The following is a 21,261-nucleotide window of genomic DNA, read 5'->3' as shown; positions in this document are numbered from 1 at the left end:
CCGCCGTGTCGCTCGTCGTCGCGGTGCTCGGCGCCGTCGCGCTGCTGCTCGTGCCGGGTGCGCTCGTCGCGCTGGCGCTGCGACTGCGCGGGCTGTGGTTCGTCGCCGCCCTCGCCCCGCTCTCGATCGCCTTCATCGGCGTCGCGCCGGTGCTGACGGCGTGGATGCGGGTGCCCTTCGCCTTCTGGCATCCGGCGGCGCTCGCGCTGATCGCGGCGGTCGCGATCGAGGCGGTGCGCCGCCCGCTCGCCCGGCGCGGGCGCTGGCCCCGTCTCGGGCGCTGGGAGCGCACGCTCCCGGTCACGGGGATCGCGCTGGTCGCCGGCGCCGTGGTCGTGACGCTGCTGCTGCTCGGGATCACCGCGCCGGCCGGCGTGAGCCAGACCTACGACGGCATCTTCCACCTCAACGCGGTGGCCTGGATCCTCGACACCGGCGACGGCTCGTCACTGCACCTCTACCGCATCACCCATCCGGGCGACGGCCTCGAGTTCTACCCAGCGGCGTGGCACGACCTCGTCGCCGGCATCGTGCAGCTCACCGGCGGCGCGCTGACCGAGCCCGCCATCCCGGTCGCGACGAACGCCGCCTGGCTCGCGACGACCTGGCTGGTGTGGATGCCGTCGGCCGCCCTGCTGACGCGCGTCGTCGCCGGACGCACCCGCGGCATCGCGGTCGAGGCGGTCGCCGCGCTGCTGTCGGCGGTCGCGGGGGCGATGCCGTGGCTGCTGCTCGGCTGGGGCACGCTCTACCCGACCGGGGTCGCCACCGCGCTGCTGCCCTTCGGCCTCGCGCTGGCGGTGACGTTGCTGCGCCGGGGCGGCCGCCGCCACCTGCCGACCGTGCTGGTGCTCGCCGCGCTCTGGTTCGCCGCCTGCGGGCTCGCGCATCCGCGGTCGCTGGTCAGCGTCGCGCTGCTCGTCGCCCCGCTCGTGCTCTTCGCGCTGATCGGCTGGGCCCGACGCACGGCGGCCTCGCGGCGAGGCCGACGCATCGTCGTGGCGGTGATCGGCGGGCTCGTCGCGGCCGTCATCGCGGTGGTCGCGGTCGGCGCGATCTACGTCTACCGCAACTTCGACGTCGCGAACCGGCCGATCTCCGACCACCTCAACGGCGGACCCGCGACCGCGACGCGCACGCTCGGCGAGGCGTTGCTGCAGGCGATCGGCCTGGCCGCGCCGCTGCCCGACTCCCCGGGCACGGCCGCGCCGCAGCTCGCCCTCGCCCTCGCGCTGCTGGTCGGCGTCGTCATCGCGGCACGGTCGCGGCGGATGCGCTGGCTCGCCCTCGCCTGGGTCATCGCCGTGGTGCTGTACGCGGCCGCGGCCGGGTCGAACTCCGACCTCGCGAAGGTGCTGACCGGGGTCTGGTACAAGGACAAGTTCCGGCTCTTCGTGCTGCTGGCGGTCGTCGGCATCCCCCTCGCGGCCGTCGCCCTGCACCAGGTCGGCACGCTCGTGCCGCGGCTCGCGGAACGCCTCCTGCGCCGGGAGCATCGGGGAAGCGCCGCCGACGACCGCGATCGCGCCCGCTCGGCCCTGCGGATCGCCGCGGTGCTCGTGCTGACGCTGGCGGTGGCGGTGCCGGCCGCGATCGGGCCGGGGATGCGCGACCTCAGCACGTCGACCGCGCGCGAGTTCGCGCTGAACGACCAGGGATTCCTCGGGCGCGCGGACTACCGCCTGCTCGAGCGGCTCCCCGAGCTCGTGCCGGCCGGCGAGACCGTCGCCGGCGACCCCTGGGACGGCTCGACGCTGACCTGGGCGCTGGGCGAGCGCGAGGCGCTGTTCCCGCACCTCGCCGGGCTCTGGACCCCCGACCAGCTCACGGTCGCGCAGCGACTCGACCAGGCCGCCGTCGATCCCGAGGTCTGCGCTGCCCTCGATCGACTCGACGTGCGATTCGTGTTCCACTCCCCCGGCTTCCTCTGGGGGGCGCCCGCCGAGGCGGCGGGCTTCGCCGGCATCGACCGCGCGGTCACGACGCCGGGGGTGCTGACCCCGGTCGCGAACGACGGCGCCTCGACCCTCTACCGCGTCTCGGCCTGCGACGGCGCGGCAGAGCAGTGAGTCGCGGCAGGGTCGTGAGCGCGATCTCCCGATGGATGACGCCGTGCGCGGCGGTCCAGCACCGGTCGACTAGCCTCGGAGAGCCATGACAACCCTTCGCGTCGTGATCGACGGCATCCTCGACCCGTCGACGCGCGGCCTCGCTCGCTACACCGAGGATCTGACGCGCGCGCTCATCGCCACGGCGCCCAGCAACTGCGTCGTCGAGGGGATCGTGTCGGCCTCGTCCGACGACGACTACCGCGAGCTCGAACGGCGTCTGCCGGGTCTCTCCGGGCTGTTCAAGAGCGTGCTCGCCCGTCGCGAGATGGCCGCGGTCTGGCAGCACGGCTTCACGGTGTCGCCGAACGGCGGCATGATCCACGCGCCGAGCCTGCTCGCCCCGTTGCGCAAGCACGATCGCGCGCTGACCGGCGACCAGACCATCGTCACGATCCACGACGCGCTGCCGTGGACGTCACCCGACACCATCTCCGGCCGCTCGGCGAGCTGGCACCAGGGCATGATCAAGCGGGCCGAGCGCTACGCCGACGCCGTCGTCGTGCCGACCCACGCCGTCGCGGCCGAGCTCGCAGAGCACGCCGACTTCGGCGACCGGGTGCGCGTGATCGGCGGCGCCGTCTCGCCGGGGCTGCTCGTGCCGTCGGACGCCGACGAGCGGCTCGCCCGCCTCGAGCTGCCCGAGCACTTCGTGCTCACCCTGGCCGGCCTCAACCCGCGCAAGGCCCTGCGTCCGCTGCTGTCGGCGATGGCCGGCGTCGAGGTGCCGCTGGTGATCGTGGGCGACCCGAGCTGGGGCGACGACACGCTCGAGCGCGCGATCGCCGACTCCGGCATCCCGGCCGAGCGCGTGATCGCCCTCGGCGCGCTCGACGACGCCGACCTCGCCCTCGCCTACAGCCGCGCCCGCGTCTTCGTGAACCCCAGCCGCGAGGAGGGCTTCGGGCTCGCCTCGCTCGAGGCCTTCGCCTTCGGCACGCCCGTGGTCAGCTCGGATGCACCTGCTCTGGCCGAGGTCGCCGCCGACGCCGCGCACCTCGTCGAGCGCAGCGCCGACGACGCCGCCTACGCCGAGCGGCTGCGCGAGGGCGTGCTGCACGTGCTGCTCGACGCCGAGGTCGCCCAGCGGCTCAGCACCGCCGGCGCCGACCGCTCGCGCGCCTACAGCTGGCGGGATGCGGCCGAGAAGGTCTGGCAGCTGCACGCCGACGTCTGAGCCGCCGGCGATCCGCCGGAGGCTCAGCCGTCTGCTCCGGCGCGCGGGCGCCGAGCCGGTCGGCGCCGAGCCGGTCGGCGCTGAGCCGTCGGGCGCCTAGCCGTTCGGCGTCGGGCTGGCGCTCGCGACCTTCGTGACGCCGGCGACCATCTCGCGGATCGCGTCGTAGTCGGGATCCCAGGTCTCGACCTGCGGCGGCACGAGCTCGAGGTCGGTGATCTTCTGCTTGCGCGACAGGTCGGCCAGGTCGACGAACTTGCCCAGCATCGGCTGCGGGATGTCGGTCTCGACGATGTTGCCGCCCGCGGTCGCGATCGCCTGGAACTTGGTGAGCACGTTGGCCGGCGTGAACTGCTTCAGCATCGCCGTCTGCACTTCGCGCTGGCGCGCCATGCGGTGGTAGTCGTCATCGGCGTGACGGGAGCGGGCGTACCAGAGCGCGGTGTTGCCGTCCATGTGCTGCTGACCGACCTCGATCCACTTCTTCACCCCGGTCGGGCGGCCCTGCGAGTCCTGTCCGCCGCCGATGGGCAGGCGCGTCTTCACGTCGATGTCGATGCCGCCGAGCGCGTCGATCAGCTGCGAGAAGCCGTTCATGTCGATCATCGCGTAGTACTGCACCTTCAGGCCGGTGACCGCCTCGACGCCGTCGCTGGTCGCCTCGATCCCGGGGCTGGAGCCTTCGCTCTTCGCCTTCGGGTAGAGGTCGGGGTGCTCTTCGCCATAGGTGTAGAGCGCGTTGATGAGGCAGTCGGCGCAGCTCCAGCCGTCGGGGAACTGCTTCGCCATGGGCGACTTCGCCGGGAACGGCACCTTCTCGAGGTTGCGCGGGATGCCGATGATCGAGGTCTGCCCGGTGCTGGCGTCGATGCTGACGAGCGAGATGCTGTCGGGGCGCAGGCCCACGCGATCCGCACCGGCGTCGCCGCCGAGCAGCAGGATGTTGTAGCGGCCGTCGACCGGGTCGGCGATGTTGCCGTCGCCGAACACGGTGCCGAGCACCCCGGCCGTGATCCCCGCGTTCCAGGCTCCGTAGAGGGCGCCGCCGCCGGTGATGACGAGCGCGGCGACCGAGAACAGCGCGGCGATCGTGCCGGCGACGCGGTGCACCCGCACGAAGCGCACGAGCCGCAGGGTGTCGAGGGTGCAGATCACCCACAGCAGCGCATAGAAGACGAGCGCGACGACGATGATCCAGAGCACGATCGGGTTGGTCACGATCGTGACGACGGTGCTGCGGGCCACCAGCAGGCCGGCGATGAGCAGGACGCCGACGGCCCAGAACACGAGGTCGGCGCCGAGCGCGAAGCGGCCGAGCCGTCGGTTGCCGGCGAGCACCTGCGCCGAGCCCGGGATGAGCACGTTGAGCACGACGAGCCACCAGGCCCGACGGGTCATGAGCGACTCGGATCGCAGATCCGGGTAGCGGACGGGGGTGACGCTGGTCACGAGTCCGAACGGTCGGTCAGGCTCGCCTGCAGTCGCGCGTTCTTCTCGGCGACCATCTCCTCGAGTGAGGCGGCGTAGTCGGCGAGGCGTGCGGCGAGCGTCGGGTCGGTCGCTCCGAGGATGCGCGCGGCCAGCAGGCCGGCGTTGCGGGCTCCGCCGATCGAGACGGTGGCGACGGGGATGCCGGCGGGCATCTGCACGATCGACAGCAGCGAGTCGAGTCCGTCGAGGCGGGCGAGCGGAACGGGCACGCCGATCACGGGCAGCGTGGTGACCGAGGCGATCATGCCGGGCAGGTGGGCGGCGCCGCCGGCGCCGGCGATGATCGTGCGGATGCCGCGGCCGGCGGCCTCCGAGCCGAACTCCATGAGCCGGCGGGGCGTGCGGTGCGCCGAGACGACCTCGACCTCGTGGGCGATGCCGAACTCGCCGAGGGAGGCGGCGGCGTCCTGCATCACGGACCAGTCGGAGTCCGATCCCATGACGACGGAGACGAGGGGGGTGGATGGCACGGGAGCCATCGTAGGAGTCAGCTGCTGAAGAACTCCGCCGCGGCACGCGCTCGGGCGAGAGTCTCACCCGCATCCCCACCCGTCGTGGTCACGTGGCCGACCTTGCGGCCGGGGCGGGACGCCTTCTCGTAGTAGTGGAACTTGACGTCGGGATGCGCGGCGAGCGCGGCCGGGTAGACGTCGAGCATCGAGCCGGAGGAGGGCCCGCCGAGCACGTTGACCATGACGCTGACGGGCGCGAGCTCGTCCGTCGCGCCGAGCGGCAGGTCGAGCACGGCACGCAGGTGCTGCTCGAACTGGCTGGTGACGCAGCCGTCGATCGACCAGTGGCCGGTGTTGTGCGGGCGCATCGCGAGCTCGTTGACGAGCAGGCGCCCGTCGCGGGTCTCGAACAGCTCGACCGCGAGCACGCCGGTCACGTCGAGGCCTTCGGCGATCGAGAAGGCGAGGGCGCGCGCCTCGGCGACGAGGGTGCCCGCGTCCTGCGCGGGCGCGGTGACCTCGGCGCAGACGCCGTCTCTCTGCACGGTCTCGACGAGCGCCCAGGCGACGGCGTCGCCCGAGGGGCGGCGCGCGACCGACTGCGCGAGCTCGCGGGTGAAGTCGACGAGCTCCTCGGCGAGCAGCCCGTCGCCGGAGCCGGCCTCATCGAGCACGGCGAACCAGTCGTCGGCGGCGTCGGCGCTGCGCACGACGCGCACGCCCTTGCCGTCGTAGCCGCCGCGCGGCGTCTTCACGACGGCGGCGCCGCCGTGCGCCTCGAGGAAGTCGGCCAGCTCGGCGCGGTCGCGCACGACGCCCCAGCTGGGAACGGGCGCGCCGAGGGCGGTGAGCCGCTCGCGCATGACGATCTTGTCCTGCGCGACGGCGAGCGCGTGCGGGCCGGGGTGCACCTGCACGCCGGCGTCGAGGAGCTGCTTCAGCACGTCCTGCGGCACGTGCTCGTGGTCGAAGGTGATCACGTCGACGTCGCGGGCGAAGGCGAGCACCGCATCCGCGTCCGTGTAGTCGCCGACCGCGGTCGCGGCGATGCGGGCCGACATGCCCTCCTGCTCGGCGAGCACCCGGATGTCGACGCCCAGCCCGATCGCCGGGGGCACCATCATCCGCGCCAGCTGACCTCCGCCGATGACACCGACTCGCACGAACAGCCTCCCGGGCTCTCAGGGCGCCGCCGGAGCACACCGGGGCGGTGGATGCGGCGGTTAGACTGCCGCGACGTCGAGCCTAGCCGCGAGGAAGAGGAGCCGGATGCGCCGCCTGATCTCGCAGCTGCTGCGCTTCGGCGTCGTCGGCGGCGTGGGCTTCGTCATCGACGTCGGCCTGTTCAACCTGCTCAGCGCGACCGTGCTGCACCCCGCGAACCTGCACGAGGGCCCGCTGATCGCGAAGACGATCTCGACCACCGTCGCGATCGTGGCGAACTGGATCGGCAACCGCTTCTGGACGTTCCGCGAGCACCGCGGCCCGCGCATCTGGCGCGAGGGCCTGCAGTTCGGCGTCGTCAGCGTCGGCGGTCTGCTGATCGGCCTCGGCTGCCTCTGGATCTCGCGCTACGCGCTCGGCTTCGACAACGTCGTCGCCGACAACATCGCCGGCAACGTCGTCGGCCTCGCCCTCGGCACCGTGTTCCGCTTCTGGCTGTACCGCGTGTGGGTGTTCGCGCCGCACACCCCGGTCGAGGCGGCCGAGGATGCGATGCACGACGCCGATGCTGCGATCGCCGCGCCGCTCAGTCCTGCTGCGGCCAGTTCCCCGGATGCCAGTCCGGCTCGTCGCCGCGTCGGCCGAGTTCGCCGCTCTGCCGCAGCGAGCGCTCCTGCTGCCTCCGCGCCGCGACCGGATTGAGGCTGCGCTCCATCAGGTCCTGCAGCGCCTCCTGCACGAGCGCGGCGTGCGGGACGTCGCGCAGCCGCACCGGCGCATCCAGCCCGGTGTTGACGAGGATGTCGCCCGAGCTGCCGAGCAGCTGCCCGCCCGAGCGGCGCATCGTCACGTCGTAGCCGCGGCTGTGCAGCAGCTCCTGCCGGGTGCGCACGAGGAAGCCGGAGCGGATGACGATGCGCCGGGTCGTGATCGTGTAGCTGCGCGAGAGCCAGCGCAGCAGCGGCACCAGCACGCCGACGATGACGAGCACACCGGCCAGCGCGAGGGCGGCGATCCGCATCCACGGCTCCGGCAGCAGCGAGGGCGCGTACGCGGCCGCGCCGGCGAGCACGATGAGCAGCAGCGCCGACCAGAGCAGTCGGCGGGCGCTCGGGCGCAGGCGCGCGACGACGATCTCGGGGGTGCGGTTCGCCGCGGTGTCGGGGGCCGGTTCGGTCACGGGCGTCGCCGCATCCCTCAGCCGTGCCGCAGGTGGATGACGTCGCCGGCCGCGACGACGAGGTCGCCGTGCTCGGTCGCGACCACGAGCCGGCCGAGTTCGTCGAGGTCGCGGGCGGTACCGTGCCGGGCGTCGGCGCCGGGCAGCTCGACGCGCACGCCGCCGCCGAGGGTGCCGCACAGCTCGCGGGCGCGCTGGCGGAGTCCGCTGTGGTCGGCGTCGCCGTGCGCGGTGAGCAGCGCGGTCACGTGCGAGCGCAGCCGCTCGAGGTAGTCGGCGAGCACGCGGTCGGCGAGGTCGCCATCGGCCTCGCCCGAGGTCGCGGCGGCGCCCTCGAGCACGAGCGAGGTCGCGGTCGGCACGGGCAGCTGCTCGGCGCTCATGGTCAGGTTCACGCCCGCGCCGATCACGACGGCGCCGGCGGCGGGCACGAGCTCGGTGAGGATGCCGCACACCTTCTTCTCGCCGATGAGCACGTCGTTGGGCCACTTGAGGCTCACGGTCGCGTGCGGCAGCAGCTCGGCGATCGTCTCTGTCATCGCGACGCCGGCGGCGATCGGCAGCCAGCTGAGCCGCTCCGGTCCGACGGGACGGCCGACCGGATCGTCGGTGCGCAGCAGCACCGAGATCGCGAGGCTCGTGCCGGGCGTCGCGGTCCACACGCGGTCGAGGCGTCCGCGGCCGGCGGTCTGCTCGAGCGTGACCAGCGCGGTCGCATCGGGCAGCTCGCGGCCGGCATCCCGCGCGGCCAGCGCCACCAGCTCGGCGTTCGTCGACGGGCTCGATTCCCGCACGATCAGCCGTCCGGCGACGCGGGCGCTGCGCGGGAGATCCATGCGGTCAGGCTAGCCGCCGGGTCCGACGTCGCCGCGGCGCATCGCCGGAGCGCTGCTCAGCATCTGGTGGCGGCCGGCCTCCGGCAGCGACCGTCCCGCCCGCGGCTGATCACGACATCCTCATGATCTAGGCTCGTCCGCGACATGGACGACCCTGCGACGGCGCCCGGCGCGCGCGCCCTCGTGGTGATGCCGACCTACGACGAGGCCGAGAACCTCGAGCGCGTCGCCGGCGCCGTGCTCGCGGCGGTGCCCGACGTCGACCTGCTCGTCGTCGACGACGACAGCCCCGACGGCACCGGCGACATCGCCGACCGGATGGCCGCCGCCGATCCGCGCGTCACGGTGCTGCACCGCACCTCCCGCGACGGCCTCGGCCGCGCCTACCTCGCCGGCTTCGCCGAGGCCGACCGCCGCGGCTACCCGGTCGTGGTCGAGATGGATGCCGACGGCTCGCACCCGGTCGAGAGCCTCGCCGCGCTGCTCGACGCCGTCGCCGAGCCCGGCGGCCCCGGCCTCGCGATCGGCTCGCGCTGGGTTCCCGGCGGCCGCGTCGTCGACTGGGCGCCGTGGCGCGGCTGGCTGAGCCGGGCCGGCAACACCTACGCCCGCCTCGCCCTCGGCATCCCCGTGCGCGACGCCACGGCCGGCTACCGCGCCTACCGCCTCGAGGCGATCCGCGCCGCCCACCTCGACGACGTGCACTCGCGCGGCTACTGCTTCCAGATCGACATGGCCCTGCGCGTGCTGGATGCCGGGATCGAGGTCGTCGAGGTGCCCATCACCTTCCGCGACCGCATCGCCGGCACCTCAAAGATGAGCGGAGCGATCGTCGCCGAGGCGATGCTGCGGGTCACCGGATGGGCCCTCGCCCGCCGTCTCGGACGCCGCCGCCGAACCTGACGCGCTCCTGACGCGGCCCTGACGCGCCCGGCATCCGGCGCACCCGCCGCCCCGCTGCACGACGCGCCCCCGCCGACCCTCGTGGATTCCCCACGATCAGGCCCGCGATCCGCTGTGGGAGTCCTCCAGAGCCCTCGCCGGAGGCCTCGCTAGGCTGGCAGGCGTGACCGACGCAGCATCGACGCCCGATCCGTACACCACCGCCGGCAAGCTCGCCGACCTCAAGGCGCGGTACCACGAGGCCGTCACCGCCAGCGGTGAGGCCGCGATCGCCAAGCAGCACGCCAAGGGCAAGAAGACCGCCCGCGAGCGCATCGAGCAGCTGCTCGACCAGGGCAGCTTCGTCGAGCTCGACGAGTTCGTGCGCCACCGCACCCACGCCTTCGGCATGGAGCGCAACCGCCCCTACGGCGACGCCGTCGTCACCGGAACCGGCACGATCCACGGCCGCCAGGTCGCGATCTACGCCCAGGACTTCACGATCTTCGGCGGCTCGCTCGGCGAGGTCGCCGGCGAGAAGATCATCAAGGTCATGGAGCTCGCGCTCAAGACCGGCGTGCCGATCATCGGCATGCTCGACTCGGGCGGCGCCCGCATCCAGGAGGGCGTCGTCGCCCTCGGCAAGTACGGCGAGATCTTCCGCCTCAACACGAAGGCCTCGGGCGTCATCCCGCAGATCTCGATCATCATGGGGCCGGCCGCCGGCGGCGCCGTGTACTCCCCCGCGCTGACCGACTTCGTGATCATGGTCGACAAGACCAGCCAGATGTTCGTCACCGGCCCCGACGTGATCAAGACCGTCACCGGCGAAGACGTCGCGATGGAGGACCTCGGCGGCGCGCTCACGCACAACACCCGCTCGGGCGTCGCTCACTACCTCGCCGACGATGAGGACGACGCGCTCGACTACGCGCGGAGCCTCATCAGCTTCCTGCCCGACAACAACATGTCGGAGTCGGTCGTCTACGAGAACGAGGTCGAGCTCGAGGTCACCGACGCCGACAAGAGCCTCAACACGATCATCCCCGACTCGCCGAACCAGCCCTATGACGTGCACACGATCATCGAGCAGCTCGTCGACAACAGCGACTTCCTCGAGGTGCAGCCGCTGTTCGCCCCGAACATCCTCATCGGCTTCGCCCGCATCGAGGGCCGCAGTGTCGGCATCATCGCCAACCAGCCGAACCAGATGGCCGGCACGCTGAACATCGAGGCCGGCGAGAAGGCGGCCCGCTTCGTGCGCTTCTGCGACGCCTTCGGCATCCCGGTGCTGACGCTGGTGGATGTGCCGGGCTACCTCCCGGGCACCGACCAGGAGTGGACGGGCGTCATCCGCCGTGGAGCGAAGCTGCTCTACGCCTACGCCGAGGCGACCGTGCCGCTCGTGACGGTCATCACCCGCAAGGCCTACGGCGGCGCGTACATCGTCATGGGCTCGAAGCAGCTCGGCGCCGACATCAACTTCGCCTGGCCGACCGCCGAGATCGCCGTCATGGGCGGTCAGGGCGCGGTCAACATCCTCTACCGCGGCGAGATCAAGGCCGCCGAGGAGCGCGGAGAGGATGTCAACGCGGTGCGCACGCGCCTCGCGAACGAGTACACCTACAACGTCGCCTCGCCGTTCCTCGCGGCGGAGCGCGGCGAGCTGGACGGCGTGATCGAGCCGGCCGCGACGCGCGTGGCGATCATCAAGGCGCTGCGGGCGCTGCGGGGCAAGCGCGCCGAGCTGCCCCCGAAGAAGCACGGGAACATCCCGCTGTGAGCGGCCGTCACGCAGCGAGCGACCCGGCGCAGGCCGGCGCCGCCGACATCCGCATCATCGCCGGCTCGCCGAGCGACGAGGAGCTCGCGGCGGTCGTCGCGGTGCTCACGACCTCGCTCGACGCCCTCGCGTCGGAGAACCGCGAGCAGCTGGACGCGGCCGAGGCCCGACCCGGCGCCTGGCGCCGCAGCCAGCGCGCCCCGCGGCGCGGCGTGACGCTCGGCGCCTGGCGCACCTTCGGGCGCTGAGCATCCGGGCAGGCGCTTAACGCCTGACTCATCCTCACCGCTCGGGATCCGAAGCGAGAGGATGCGGAATCCGTCGAATCGGCGGGGGTGAACAGAGCTTTCGACCCGACCTCGCGTTCTGTACCCCGGCTGATTCTCCGCGGAATGCCCGTTCTGCGCCGCGGATTCCCGTTGTCGCCCGGTTTTTCAGGGAATGTCCCCCGTGAGTCCCCCGAAATGATGACTTTTTCACGGGGTACAGATGGGGCATTCTTTTCCTACAGCGATCCTCATCGTGATCGCGACACACACCGGCTGACAAGGGTAAGCACGTCGGTGATGTGGGGGCGAGTCAGGGCGATATTCGGGTTGTCGCCCTGACTCGAAACGTCAGAAGGGCCGGAGCGGGGAGCTCCGGCCCTTCTTCTTCGCCGTCCTGCTTCGTCGCTCTCACGACGTCAGCTGGCGTCCTGCTCGACCTCGATACGCGGGATCTCGAGCCAGAGCGAGACCTCCTCCTCCTCGTCGCGCCCGAGCAGCGCCGCGGCTCCGTCGCCGGTGCCATCGAGCCCGACCACCGTGACCGCGACATCCGATCCCTCGGGCACGGTGCGCACGATGACCTTCTCGGCGCGGGTGCCGCGCAGCGCCTCGGCCAGGGCCCCGTGCACCCGCATGAGCTCGTCATCCTCGAGCTCGTCGATGCCGCCTTCGTCGAGCAGGGTCACGACCGTGCCGCGGCGGCGGGCCAGCATCACCTGCTCGCGCACCCGGTCGTCGAGCAGCTTGCGGCCGCGGATCTCGTCGCGGATCGCGCCCTCGAGGTGCAGGCACTCGAGCCGCTCCTCCTCGCTGAGGTCGCCGCCGGCACGGCGGATGGTCTGCAGCATCGGCAGCGCCATCACGCCCGTCTGGCCCAGGCGGAACTGCCGCTCGCTGAGGTGGGCCTCCTGCGCCGCCTGCCACTCCGTCGCCTCGCGCTCCGCCATCGCGAACTGCTGCGAATCGCGGGCCGCCTTGGTGAGCGTGTTCGTGATGATGTGCGCCACGCCGACCCACGCCGCCGAGCCGATCACGCCGATCGGACCGAGCGATCCCGGCCCGCCCCAGAGCAGCGACTGCACGACGAGGAAGGCGATGCCCGCCCAGGCGAAGCCGGCGCGGTAGCGCGTCGCAGCGATCGTCAGCAGGGTGCCGACCGCGGCCACGTACCAGGTGCCGTAGCCGTTGCCGCCCTCGCGGTCGTTCTGCAGCACGCTCGTCACGATGAGCGGCAGCGACACCGCGACGGCCAGCACGAACACCGAGACCCAGACCGGCATCCGCTGGGATCCGGTGGGCAGCAGCGACACGAGCGTCGCCGCCGCGTAGAGCACGATCGCGACGATGACCGGAGCCGCGTCGCTCGCGTAGGGGAACGACAGCGAGTAGGCCGCGAGCACGACGTGATAGCTGGAGAACAGCGCCGCGAGGGCGATGATCACGAACTTCGGGGCGACGATCTTCATGACGCCGACTCCTCCGCACGAGCGTCGGAGGCCGCAGCCGCGGTCGCCGGCCAGCGCAGCCGCACCCGCGTGCCCTCCCCGGGCGCCGAGTCGAGCTCGGCGACGCCGCCGGCGCTCGCCACGCGCTCGAGGATCGAGACCCGCACGCCCAGTCGCTCGGTCGGCACGACCCGCGGATCGAATCCGCGGCCGGTGTCGCCGATCTCGATGCGGATGCCGTCGCCCTCCGCCTCGACCGTCACCCAGCGATTCGCGCCGTCACCGGCGTGCTGCAGGCTGTTGACCATCGCCTGCACCGCCGCCGAGTAGACGGCCTCGGCGACGGTGATCGGCACGACCGCCCGCCCGGCCTCCGCCACGGTGACCTTGAACGGCTGCGACATCGTGCTCGCCGCATCCGCCACGCGGGTCGCGACGACGGCGACGCGCACCTCGGCATCCGAGTCGGGCGCGACGGCCGCGGCGTCGCGCAGGTGCCCGATCGCGTTCGACGCCATGGTGCCCGCGAGCTCCTTCGCCTCCGGCGTGTACGCCCGCGCCGCCGACAGCAGCGTCGTCAGCACGCTGTCGTGCACGATCGCATCCACCTGCACGCGCTCCGCCTCGATCGCGTGCTGGCGCACCGCGTGACCGTAGCGCCGCAGGGCCATCTGCTGGGCGGTGTCGACCGCACGGGCGGCCCGCCGCAGCACGATGATGATGATCGTGATGACGCCGCCGAGGATCACCGAGTAGACCGAGTCGAGCACGGCCTGCGTGAGCGAGACGCCGCCGCCGGCCGGCGTGATGCGCACGATCGCGTAGATGAGCGGCAGCACGATCACGAACAGCGTCGCCCAGCGCGCATCGAGGCCGATCGTCGCCATCGCCGTCGCGATGGTCAGCAGGAAGTAGAGGAAGAAGCTCGTGTCGGGCGCGCGATCGACATCCAGAACCGCGAAGGGCCAGCTGATCAGCGCCACCGTGTAGACGATCGCGAAGGCGACGTGCATCACGCGCACCCACCGGCGCACGATCGACGCGACGACCGCGCCGGCGAGGGTCAGCACGAGCGCGCTCATCAGCACGCCCGACCACCACACGTTGAGGTTGCCGAGCTGAGCCATCGCGACCGGGATCGACTGCACCAGGAACGCGACGCCGAAGCCCGCTCCGGTGCGGGCGAGCGCCGTGTCGAGCCGAGTGAGGCTCAGCGGATTCGTGACGGAGCGCGGCGGCGGCGCCGAGCCCAGTCGCGGGGCGGCGGTGCTCACCGCCCGTCGGCGGAGTCGTCGAGGCCCGGCAGGATGCCGTCCTCCACCGCGCGACGCAGCAGGTCGACCTTCGTCGGGGCCGGGCGGCCGACCTCGACGTACTTCGAGCGGATGCGATCGAGGTACTCGCGCGCCGTCGAGTAGCCGATGCCGAGCTTCTCGGCGGCGAGCTTGAGCGGCAGACCCGAGGCGTAGAGGTGCAGGATCTCGCGCTCACGACGCCCCAGCTGGGCCTTCGCGAAGTCGCGGTCGGCGTCGATCGCCGTCGCCCACTCCAGGTTGTTGAGCACGTCACCGCGGGCGACCGTCGCGGCGGCCTCGATGACGGTGCTGGTGGCCGAGGCCTTGGGGATGACGCCCGCGGCTCCCGCGGCGAGCGCCTCGCGCACGAGGGCGACGCGGTCGGCGATCGAGTGCACGAGCACGGCCGAGCCGGCCGCCTGCACGCGCTTGACGTTCTCGGTCACGCTCGAGCCGTCGCCGAGCGACAGGTCGAGCACGGTCACGTCGACCTCGCGGCCGCTGAGGCCGCCGATGAGCTCGTCGACGTTCGACGCGGCGAGCACGAAGTCGTAGCCCCGGTCGGAGAAGGCGGCCTTGAGGCCCAGCCGCACCGACTCGTGGTCGTCGACGACGGCGACGCGCACCGCCCGGGTGCCCTGCTCGCTTGAGATGCCTGCATCCACGATCTGCGCGCTCATTCCACCCCCGGTCGTCGGGGCCGGTACGCCCCGCCGCTCATGGTAGCCCGCGGGGTCGCCGCGATCAGGATGACGTCACCGCGTGACGGGGACGCGATCTGCGCTCAGGTCGCGGTGCTCGGCGTCCGCGACCCCCGGCATCCCGGCCGCTCAGACGCGGCGGAAGGTGCCGACCGTCTCGACGTGGTGCGTGTTCGGGAACAGATCGAAGGCGCGCAGGGCGCCGAGCTCGTAGCCGTGCTCGGCCAGCAGCGCGGCGTCGCGGGCGAAGGCGACCGGGTCGCAGGCCACGTAGACGAGCTGCGCGGGGCCGACCGCGGCGAGCGCCTCCACGACCTGCTTGCCGGCGCCGGCGCGCGGCGGGTCGAGGATGACGGTGGCCGCAGCCAGACGCGCCTTCTCGTTCGGCGACCAGTCGGCGAGCGAGCGCACCCAGTGCTCGACCTTGCCCGTCACCGCGCTCGCGCCGAGCCAGTCGGCGAGGTTCTCACTCGCGTGCTCGGTCGCGCGCTCCTCCGACTCGACGCTCGTGATGCGCACGCCCGAGCCGAAGCGGTCGCCGACGGCCGCCGCGAGCAGGCCGACGCCGCCGTAGAGGTCGAGGTTCGCGGCCTTCGGGTCGAAGAGCTCGGGGTCGATCGCGCTCTGCACGGCTTCGGTCAGCACGGTCGCAGCGCTGCGGTGCACCTGCCAGAAGCCGTTGTCGTCGAGCACGAACTCGCGGTCGCCGACGACCTCGGTGATCATCGAGGGCGACTGCTCGCCGATGATCAGGCGCGCGCCGCCGGCGCCGCTCGGCTCGATCACGTCGACCGTGCCGATCTCGGGCGCGAACTCCTCGCGCAGCGGCGCCGTCTCCTGCACGCCCGGCGTCGCGAGCGGCAGGTCGGGCACATAGACGACCTTGTTCGAGCGCGACGCCATCGGGCCGAGGTTGCCGCGCTCGCCGACGTGCAGCCGCACGCGGGTGCGCCATCCGGTTCCGTCGTCGGGCCCGGCGACCTTCTCGACCTCGACCTCGCGGTCGATGCGCGCCATCCGCTTGAGCGAATCGGCGATCACGAAGGCCTTGAGCGCACGCTGGTGCTCGGGCGTGATGTGGCCGTAGTCGGCGCCGCCGGCGCGCTTCGCGGGCGTGCGCTCGAGCGAGGCCGCCTCCCAGATGTGCGGCTGACGGTGCTCGCTCGCCTCGATCACGCTGAGCGTCTCGGCGCGCAGGAAGCTCTTCTTCTGCTCGGTGATGCGGGCGAGCACGCGCTCGCCGGGGATCGTGTCGGGCACGAACACGACCCGCCCGTCCAGGCGCGCGACGGCGATGCCGCCGTGGGCCATGTTGGTAGCCTCGAGCTCGACCTCACGGCCGATCTGATCCTGCTTCGACGTGCTGGCCTTGTCATTCATCACGACGAGCATAGGAGCGCTTGATGCGCCTGTTCCTCGCCTCGACCTCCCCGGCCCGGCTCGCCACGCTGAACGCCGCCGGAATCGAGCCCCTCGCGATCGCGCCCGGAGTGGACGAGGAGGCCGCCGTCGCCGAGCGCGAGCAGCGCGACGGGCCGCTCGCTCCCGCCGACATGGTGCAGCTGCTCGCCCGGCTGAAGGCCGAGGCGGTCGTGCGCGATGTCGAGGATGCGCTGGCTGCCATGCGCGGCACTGCAGACGGTGCCGACGGTGCCGACGGCGGCCGGCTCTCCCCCGGCGCTGCCGACGGGTCCGGCTACCCGGCCGGATCCGACAGCGCGGCGCGCTCCGCCGGCGCTGACGCCGACACCTCCGGCGACGCCCTGATCTTCGGCGGCGACTCGGCGTTCGCCTTCGGCGGCACGATCTACGGCAAGCCGCACCTGCCCGAGCGGGCGCGCGAGCGCTGGCTCGCCTACCGCGGGCACGACGGCGTCGGCGGGGTCGGGGTGCTGCACTCCGGGCACTGGCTCATCGCCCTGCGCGACGGACGGGTCGTGGATGCGGTGGGCGAGCACTCCCAGGCCGAGGTGCACTTCTCGGGCGACCTGACCGAGGCCGAGATCGACGCCTACGTCGCGACCGGCGAGCCGCTGAAGGTCGCGGGCGCGTTCACGATCGACGGCCGCGGCGCCGCCTTCATCGACCGCGTGGTCGGCGACCCGTCGACCGTGATCGGGCTCAGCATCCCCCTGCTGCGCCGCCTCGCGGGCCGCCTCGGCGTCGCCTGGCCCGAGCTCTGGAACCGCGCCTGAGACTCCCGCCGACCCGGCCGCTTGTCCGACTCCTCACAGGGCCGGGATCGGGTTTTGTGGCGGTGCGACAACCACGCCCCCCGAAGGTGTGAATAGGCTCGTTAGTCATGGCGCCCATCACGAAGGTCCTCGTCGCTAACCGTGGAGAGATCGCAGTCCGGGTCATCCGGGCCGCGCGGGACGCCGGACTCGGGTCCGTCGCCGTCTACGCCGACCAGGATCGCGACGCCCGTCACGTCAAGCTCGCCGACGAGGCCTACGCCCTCGGCGGCACCACGAGCGCCGACACCTACCTGGTGATCGACAAGATCCTCTCCGTCGCCCGACGCTCCGGCGCCGACGCGATCCACCCCGGGTACGGCTTCCTCGCTGAGAACGCCGACTTCGCCCGCGCCGTGATCGCCGCCGGCATCACCTGGATCGGCCCGAGCCCCGAGGCCATCGAACGCCTCGGCGACAAGGTCTCGGCCCGTCACGTCGCCGAGAAGGTCGGCGCCCCGCTCGCCCCCGGAACCCTCAACCCGGTCGCCGACGCGGCCGAGGTGCTCGCCTTCGTCGACCAGGTCGGCCTCCCCGTCGCCATCAAGGCGGCCTTCGGCGGCGGCGGACGCGGCCTCAAGGTCGCCCGCACCCGCGAGGAGGTGCCCGAGCTCTTCGAGTCGGCCACCCGCGAGGCCGTCGCCGCCTTCGGCCGCGGCGAGTGCTTCGTCGAGAAGTACCTCGACGAGCCGCGCCACGTCGAGACCCAGTGCCTGGCGGATGCGCACGGCAACGTCGTCGTCGTCTCCACCCGCGACTGCTCGCTGCAGCGCCGCCACCAGAAGCTCGTCGAGGAGGCGCCCGCGCCCTTCATCACCGACGAGCAGAAGGAGCTGCTCTACAGCTCGTCGAAGGCGATCCTCAAGGAGGTCGGCTACGTCGGCGCCGGCACCTGCGAGTTCCTCATCGGCAAGGACGGCACCGTCTCCTTCCTCGAGGTGAACACCCGCCTGCAGGTCGAGCACCCCGTCTCGGAGGAGGTCAGCGGCCTCGACCTCGTGCGCGAGCAGTTCCGTCTCGCCGAGGGCGAGGAGATCGGCTACGGCGACCCCGAGACCCACGGTCACTCGATCGAGTTCCGCATCAACGGCGAGGACCCGGGCCGCAACTTCCTGCCGACGCCCGGCCCGGTTCAGGTGCTGCGCTTCCCCGGCGGCCCCGGCGTGCGCGTCGACTCCGGCGTCACGACCGGCGACGTCATCTCCGGCTCCTTCGACTCGCTGCTGGCGAAGCTCATCGTCACCGGCTCGGACCGCGAGGATGCGCTGGAGCGCGCCCGCCGCGCCCTCGACGAGTTCGAGGTCGCCGGCCTGCCGACCGTGCTGCCCTTCCACCGCAAGGTCGTGCGCGACCCCGCGTTCACCGCGGAGGACGGGAAGTTCGGCGTCTACACCCGCTGGATCGAGACCGAGTTCGTGAACGACCTCGAGCCGTGGGGCGGCATGCTCGCCGACGCCCCGGGCGAGGACAAGCGCCACGAGGTCGTCGTCGAGGTCGACGGCAAGCGCATCGCCGTCTCGCTGCCCACCCGCCTGCTGCCCGCCGGCGGCGGCGGCTCGGTGTCGAGCGCCCCGGCCCCGAAGCGCCGCGGCAGCGGCAGCTCGGGCGCGGTCGGCGCGACCGGGGATGCGGTCAAGTCGCCCATGCAGGCGACGATCGTCAAGGTCGCGGTCGCCGAGGGCGACAAGGTCGTCAAGGGCGACCTCGTGCTGGTGCTCGAGGCGATGAAGATGGAGCAGCCCATCTCGGCCCACAAGGACGGCACGATCGGCGCGATCACGGCCGAGGTCGGCGCCACCGTCTCGGCGGGCCACCAGCTGCTGACGATCGCGGACTGACCCCCGGGTCGTCTCTCGCGCTGCTCGCCCGGCGCCGGCTCAGCCGGCGTCGGGCGCTTCCGTGTCCGGGCGGTGCTCCCGACCGGATGCCGCACGACCGCCTCCCGAGCGCAGTCGACGGATGCGGCGCACGACCAGCCACGCGATCACGCCGACGACCGCGGCGATGACGACCCAGTCGAGCACTCCCGACCATTCGTCGATCAGCTCGTACTGCGAGCCGAGCGCAGCGCCGAGTCCGACCAGCAGGGCGTTCCAGGCCGCGCTGCCGACGACCGTGAACAGCGAGAACCGCCAGAGCGGCATCCGCTGGGCGCCGGCCGGGATGGAGACGAGCGAGCGCACGCCCGGGATGAGCCGGCCGAACAGCACCGACCGCCCGCCGTGCCGGGCGAACCAGTCGGACGATCTCTCGAAGTCGTCGCGGTCGACGAGCGGCAGCTTGGCCAGCAGCCGGATCGCCCGCTCGACGCCGAGCTTCGCGCCGAGCGCGTAGAGCACGAGCGCGCCGAGGTAGGCGCCGAGCGCCGCGGTGATCATCACCAGCACGAGGTTCATCGAGCCGAGCGAGGCGAGGAACCCGGCGAGCGGCAGCACGATCTCGCTCGGGATCGGCGGGAACACGGTCTCGGCGAAGGTCAGCAGCCCGACGCCCCACTCCCCCAGCGCGTCGATCACGCGGGCGGCGATGCCGACGAGCCCGTCGAGGTGCTCGGCGTCGGCGGGGTCGCCGCCGGACGCCTCCTGCGGTCGTGCGAGGGAGAGCAGCGGGCTGGTCGTCGTCAGAGCGGCGGCGGTCATCCCGAGCATCATCCGCGACCAGGATGTGCGTCTCCGGTCAGCCGGATGCACGAACGCCGGTCGCCGCCGTCACCGCGCGGCGGGGCGGACAGCCCGGGGCGGGTCAGCTGACGATGTGCATCGCGCGGGCGGCGTCGGTGATGCTGCCCGAGAGCGAGGGGTAGACGCTGAAGGCGCGGGCCAGCTGGTCGACCGTGAGGCGGTGCTCGACGGCGAGGGCGATCGGCAGCACGAGCTCCGAGGCCTTCGGGGCGACGACGACGCCGCCGATCACGGTGCCCGAGCCGGTGCGGGCGAACAGCTTCACGAAGCCGTCCTTGATGCCCATCATCTTCGCGCGCGGGTTCGACGCGAGCGGCAGCTTGTAGATGTCGCCCTGGGCGATGCCGTCTTCGATCTGCTTCTGCGACCAGCCGACCGTGGCGATCTCGGGCTGCGTGAAGATGTTCGAGGTGACGTTGCGCAGCTCGGTGGGATTCACCGCATCCCCCATCGCGTGGTAGACCGCCGTGCGGCCCTGCATGGAGGCGACGGAGGCCAGCGGCAGGAAGTCGCTGCAGTCGCCGGCGGCGTAGATCGACGGCATCGAGGTGCGCGCTACGCGGTTGACGCGGATGTGGCCGCTGTCGGCGAGCTGCACGCCCGCCTCCTCGAGTCCGATGCCCTTCGTGTTCGGGATCGAGCCGACCGCGATGAGGCAGTGCGATCCGCGCACCTCGCGGCCGTCGGAGAGCGTCACGACGACCTCGTCGCCATCGCGGGTGACGCTGTCGGCGCGGCTCTTCGAGAGCACCTGCATGCCGTTGCGGCGGAAGACGTCCTCGATCACGCGGGCGGCATCCGCGTCCTCACCCGGCAGCACCTGGTCGCGGCTCGAGATGAGGGTGACGTCGGCGCCGAGCGCGCGGTAGGCGCTGGCGAACTCGGCGCCGGTGACGCCGGAGCCGACGACGATCATGTGCTCGGGCACGTCCTGCAGCTGGTAGAGCTGGGTCCAGGTGAGGATGCGCTCGCCATCGGGCTTGGCCGTCGGCAGCACGCGCGGGCTCGCGCCGACCGAGACGACGAGGGTCTCGGCGTCGATCTCGTCGAAGTCGGTGCGCTTCGAGCCCTTGCCGGTGGAGACGACGATGCGGTTCGGGCCGTCGAGGCGGCCGTCGCCGGTGACGATGTTGACGCCCGCCTTGATCAGCTGCGACTTCATGTCCTCCGACTGCTGCCGGGCGAGCATGAGCAGGCGCTGGTTGACAGCGCCCAGGTTGACCGTGATCTCGGGCTTGACCGCGCGGCCGTTGTCGCCACGGGCGAAGAACTGCACGCCCAGGTCGGCGGCGCCGCCCACCTGAGTGCCCGCCTCGGCGGTCGCGATGAGGGTCTTCGAGGGCACCACGTCGGTCAGCACGGCCGAGCCGCCGACGCCGACGCGCTCGACCAGGGTCACCTCGGCGCCGAGCTGCGCGCCCGCGAGGGCCGCCTCGTAGCCGCCGGGCCCGCCTCCGAGGACGGCGATGCGCTGCTTCCGGTCGAACTGGTAGGGCATGCCCCGATTCTTCCAGGTTCCGAGGGCTCCCGCCGACGACGGCGAGGTGGATGACGCGTGCACGT

The 21,261-nt window shown here is 72.5% G+C and carries 19 protein-coding genes; 8 read left to right on the top strand and 11 right to left on the bottom strand.

All coding sequences use genetic code 11. The annotated features are described in order from the left end of the window. Window positions 1-5 precede the first annotated feature (5 nt). A complete protein-coding gene (locus BJ979_RS06745) occupies window positions 6-2,069 on the top strand; it encodes a DUF6541 family protein (protein WP_179566426.1) in 2,064 nt (687 codons plus the stop codon). An 85-nt stretch (window positions 2,070-2,154) separates the two neighbouring features. Beyond that, window positions 2,155-3,285, top strand: coding sequence for a glycosyltransferase family 4 protein (locus tag BJ979_RS06740; protein WP_179566424.1), 1,131 nt, complete (start codon window positions 2,155-2,157; stop codon window positions 3,283-3,285). 96 nt (window positions 3,286-3,381) lie between these two features. Here the strand turns inward: BJ979_RS06740 and BJ979_RS06735 are convergent, their stop codons facing one another. The 3 genes from BJ979_RS06735 to BJ979_RS06725 are packed head-to-tail and all read right to left on the bottom strand — an operon-like array spanning window position 3,382 to window position 6,397. Continuing rightward, entirely contained in the window at window positions 3,382-4,734 is a 1,353-nt protein-coding gene (locus tag BJ979_RS06735; RefSeq protein WP_179566422.1) for an LCP family glycopolymer transferase, read from the bottom strand. Next, a complete protein-coding gene (gene purE / locus BJ979_RS06730; protein WP_179566420.1) occupies window positions 4,731-5,255 on the bottom strand; it encodes a 5-(carboxyamino)imidazole ribonucleotide mutase in 525 nt (174 codons plus the stop codon). Before purE ends, BJ979_RS06735 begins: the two co-directional genes overlap by 4 nt. Window positions 5,256-5,263: 8 nt before the next feature. Next, complete coding sequence (locus BJ979_RS06725) at window positions 5,264-6,397, bottom strand: 5-(carboxyamino)imidazole ribonucleotide synthase (protein WP_179570096.1); 1,134 nt, start codon at window positions 6,395-6,397, stop codon at window positions 5,264-5,266. A gap of 100 nt (window positions 6,398-6,497) precedes the next feature. Between BJ979_RS06725 and BJ979_RS06720 the strand changes: the two genes are divergently transcribed. Next, complete coding sequence (locus BJ979_RS06720; RefSeq protein WP_179566418.1) at window positions 6,498-7,094, top strand: GtrA family protein; 597 nt, start codon at window positions 6,498-6,500, stop codon at window positions 7,092-7,094. Here BJ979_RS06720 and BJ979_RS06715 read toward each other — a convergent pair. After that, window positions 6,979-7,572, bottom strand: a complete 594-nt coding sequence (locus tag BJ979_RS06715; RefSeq protein ID WP_343046623.1) for a PH domain-containing protein — start codon at window positions 7,570-7,572, stop codon at window positions 6,979-6,981. The genes BJ979_RS06720 and BJ979_RS06715 overlap by 116 nt on opposite strands. 17 nt (window positions 7,573-7,589) lie before the next feature. Continuing rightward, window positions 7,590-8,408 carry a biotin--[acetyl-CoA-carboxylase] ligase gene (locus BJ979_RS06710; protein WP_179566416.1) on the bottom strand — a complete coding sequence of 273 codons (819 nt, stop codon included), beginning with the start codon at window positions 8,406-8,408 and terminating at the stop codon, window positions 7,590-7,592. A gap of 144 nt (window positions 8,409-8,552) precedes the next feature. Between BJ979_RS06710 and BJ979_RS06705 the strand changes: the two genes are divergently transcribed. The 3 genes from BJ979_RS06705 (at window position 8,553) to BJ979_RS06695 (ending at window position 11,321) form a co-directional block, all read left to right on the top strand. Then, window positions 8,553-9,311, top strand: coding sequence for a polyprenol monophosphomannose synthase (locus BJ979_RS06705; protein WP_179566414.1), 759 nt, complete (start codon window positions 8,553-8,555; stop codon window positions 9,309-9,311). A 154-nt stretch (window positions 9,312-9,465) separates the two neighbouring features. Next, complete coding sequence (locus tag BJ979_RS06700; protein ID WP_218853648.1) at window positions 9,466-11,073, top strand: acyl-CoA carboxylase subunit beta; 1,608 nt, start codon at window positions 9,466-9,468, stop codon at window positions 11,071-11,073. After that, window positions 11,070-11,321 (top strand): acyl-CoA carboxylase subunit epsilon, encoded by a 252-nt coding sequence (locus BJ979_RS06695; protein ID WP_343046622.1) that lies wholly within the window; start codon window positions 11,070-11,072, stop codon window positions 11,319-11,321. Before BJ979_RS06700 ends, BJ979_RS06695 begins: the two co-directional genes overlap by 4 nt. 437 nt (window positions 11,322-11,758) lie before the next feature. Here BJ979_RS06695 and BJ979_RS06690 read toward each other — a convergent pair whose 3' ends face one another. The 4 genes from BJ979_RS06690 to BJ979_RS06675 form a co-directional block, all read right to left on the bottom strand. Then, complete coding sequence (locus tag BJ979_RS06690) at window positions 11,759-12,808, bottom strand: hypothetical protein (RefSeq protein ID WP_179566412.1); 1,050 nt, start codon at window positions 12,806-12,808, stop codon at window positions 11,759-11,761. Beyond that, complete coding sequence (locus BJ979_RS18095; protein WP_179566410.1) at window positions 12,805-14,061, bottom strand: sensor histidine kinase; 1,257 nt, start codon at window positions 14,059-14,061, stop codon at window positions 12,805-12,807. The genes BJ979_RS06690 and BJ979_RS18095 overlap by 4 nt, the downstream gene beginning before the upstream one ends. Next, window positions 14,058-14,762 (bottom strand): response regulator transcription factor, encoded by a 705-nt coding sequence (locus BJ979_RS06680; protein WP_179566408.1) that lies wholly within the window; start codon window positions 14,760-14,762, stop codon window positions 14,058-14,060. Before BJ979_RS06680 ends, BJ979_RS18095 begins: the two co-directional genes overlap by 4 nt. Before the next feature lie 150 nt (window positions 14,763-14,912). Next, window positions 14,913-16,163, bottom strand: a complete 1,251-nt coding sequence (locus BJ979_RS06675; RefSeq protein WP_179566406.1) for a class I SAM-dependent RNA methyltransferase — start codon at window positions 16,161-16,163, stop codon at window positions 14,913-14,915. A gap of 23 nt (window positions 16,164-16,186) precedes the next feature. On the opposite strand from BJ979_RS06675, the gene BJ979_RS06670 reads away from it, so the two are divergent. Further along, window positions 16,187-16,978: a Maf family protein gene (locus BJ979_RS06670; RefSeq protein ID WP_179566404.1), complete on the top strand. Its 792-nt coding sequence runs from the start codon at window positions 16,187-16,189 to the stop codon at window positions 16,976-16,978. Window positions 16,979-17,085: 107 nt separating this feature from the next. Further along, window positions 17,086-18,855 carry an acetyl/propionyl/methylcrotonyl-CoA carboxylase subunit alpha gene (locus tag BJ979_RS06665; protein ID WP_179566402.1) on the top strand — a complete coding sequence of 590 codons (1,770 nt, stop codon included), beginning with the start codon at window positions 17,086-17,088 and terminating at the stop codon, window positions 18,853-18,855. 39 nt (window positions 18,856-18,894) lie between these two features. Here BJ979_RS06665 and BJ979_RS06660 read toward each other — a convergent pair whose 3' ends face one another. Both BJ979_RS06660 and BJ979_RS06655 read right to left on the bottom strand, forming a co-directional pair. Beyond that, complete coding sequence (locus tag BJ979_RS06660; RefSeq protein WP_179566400.1) at window positions 18,895-19,656, bottom strand: DedA family protein; 762 nt, start codon at window positions 19,654-19,656, stop codon at window positions 18,895-18,897. A 103-nt stretch (window positions 19,657-19,759) separates the two neighbouring features. Continuing rightward, entirely contained in the window at window positions 19,760-21,196 is a 1,437-nt protein-coding gene (locus tag BJ979_RS06655) for an NAD(P)H-quinone dehydrogenase (protein WP_141161787.1), read from the bottom strand. Window positions 21,197-21,261: the final 65 nt, after the last annotated feature.

It is taken from the genome of Schumannella luteola (genome assembly GCF_013408685.1).
Classification (GTDB): Bacteria; Actinomycetota; Actinomycetes; order Actinomycetales; family Microbacteriaceae; genus Schumannella; species Schumannella luteola.
The sequence above is the reverse complement of the archived record's forward strand: the minus strand, read 5'-3'. Positions and strand labels throughout refer to the sequence as shown.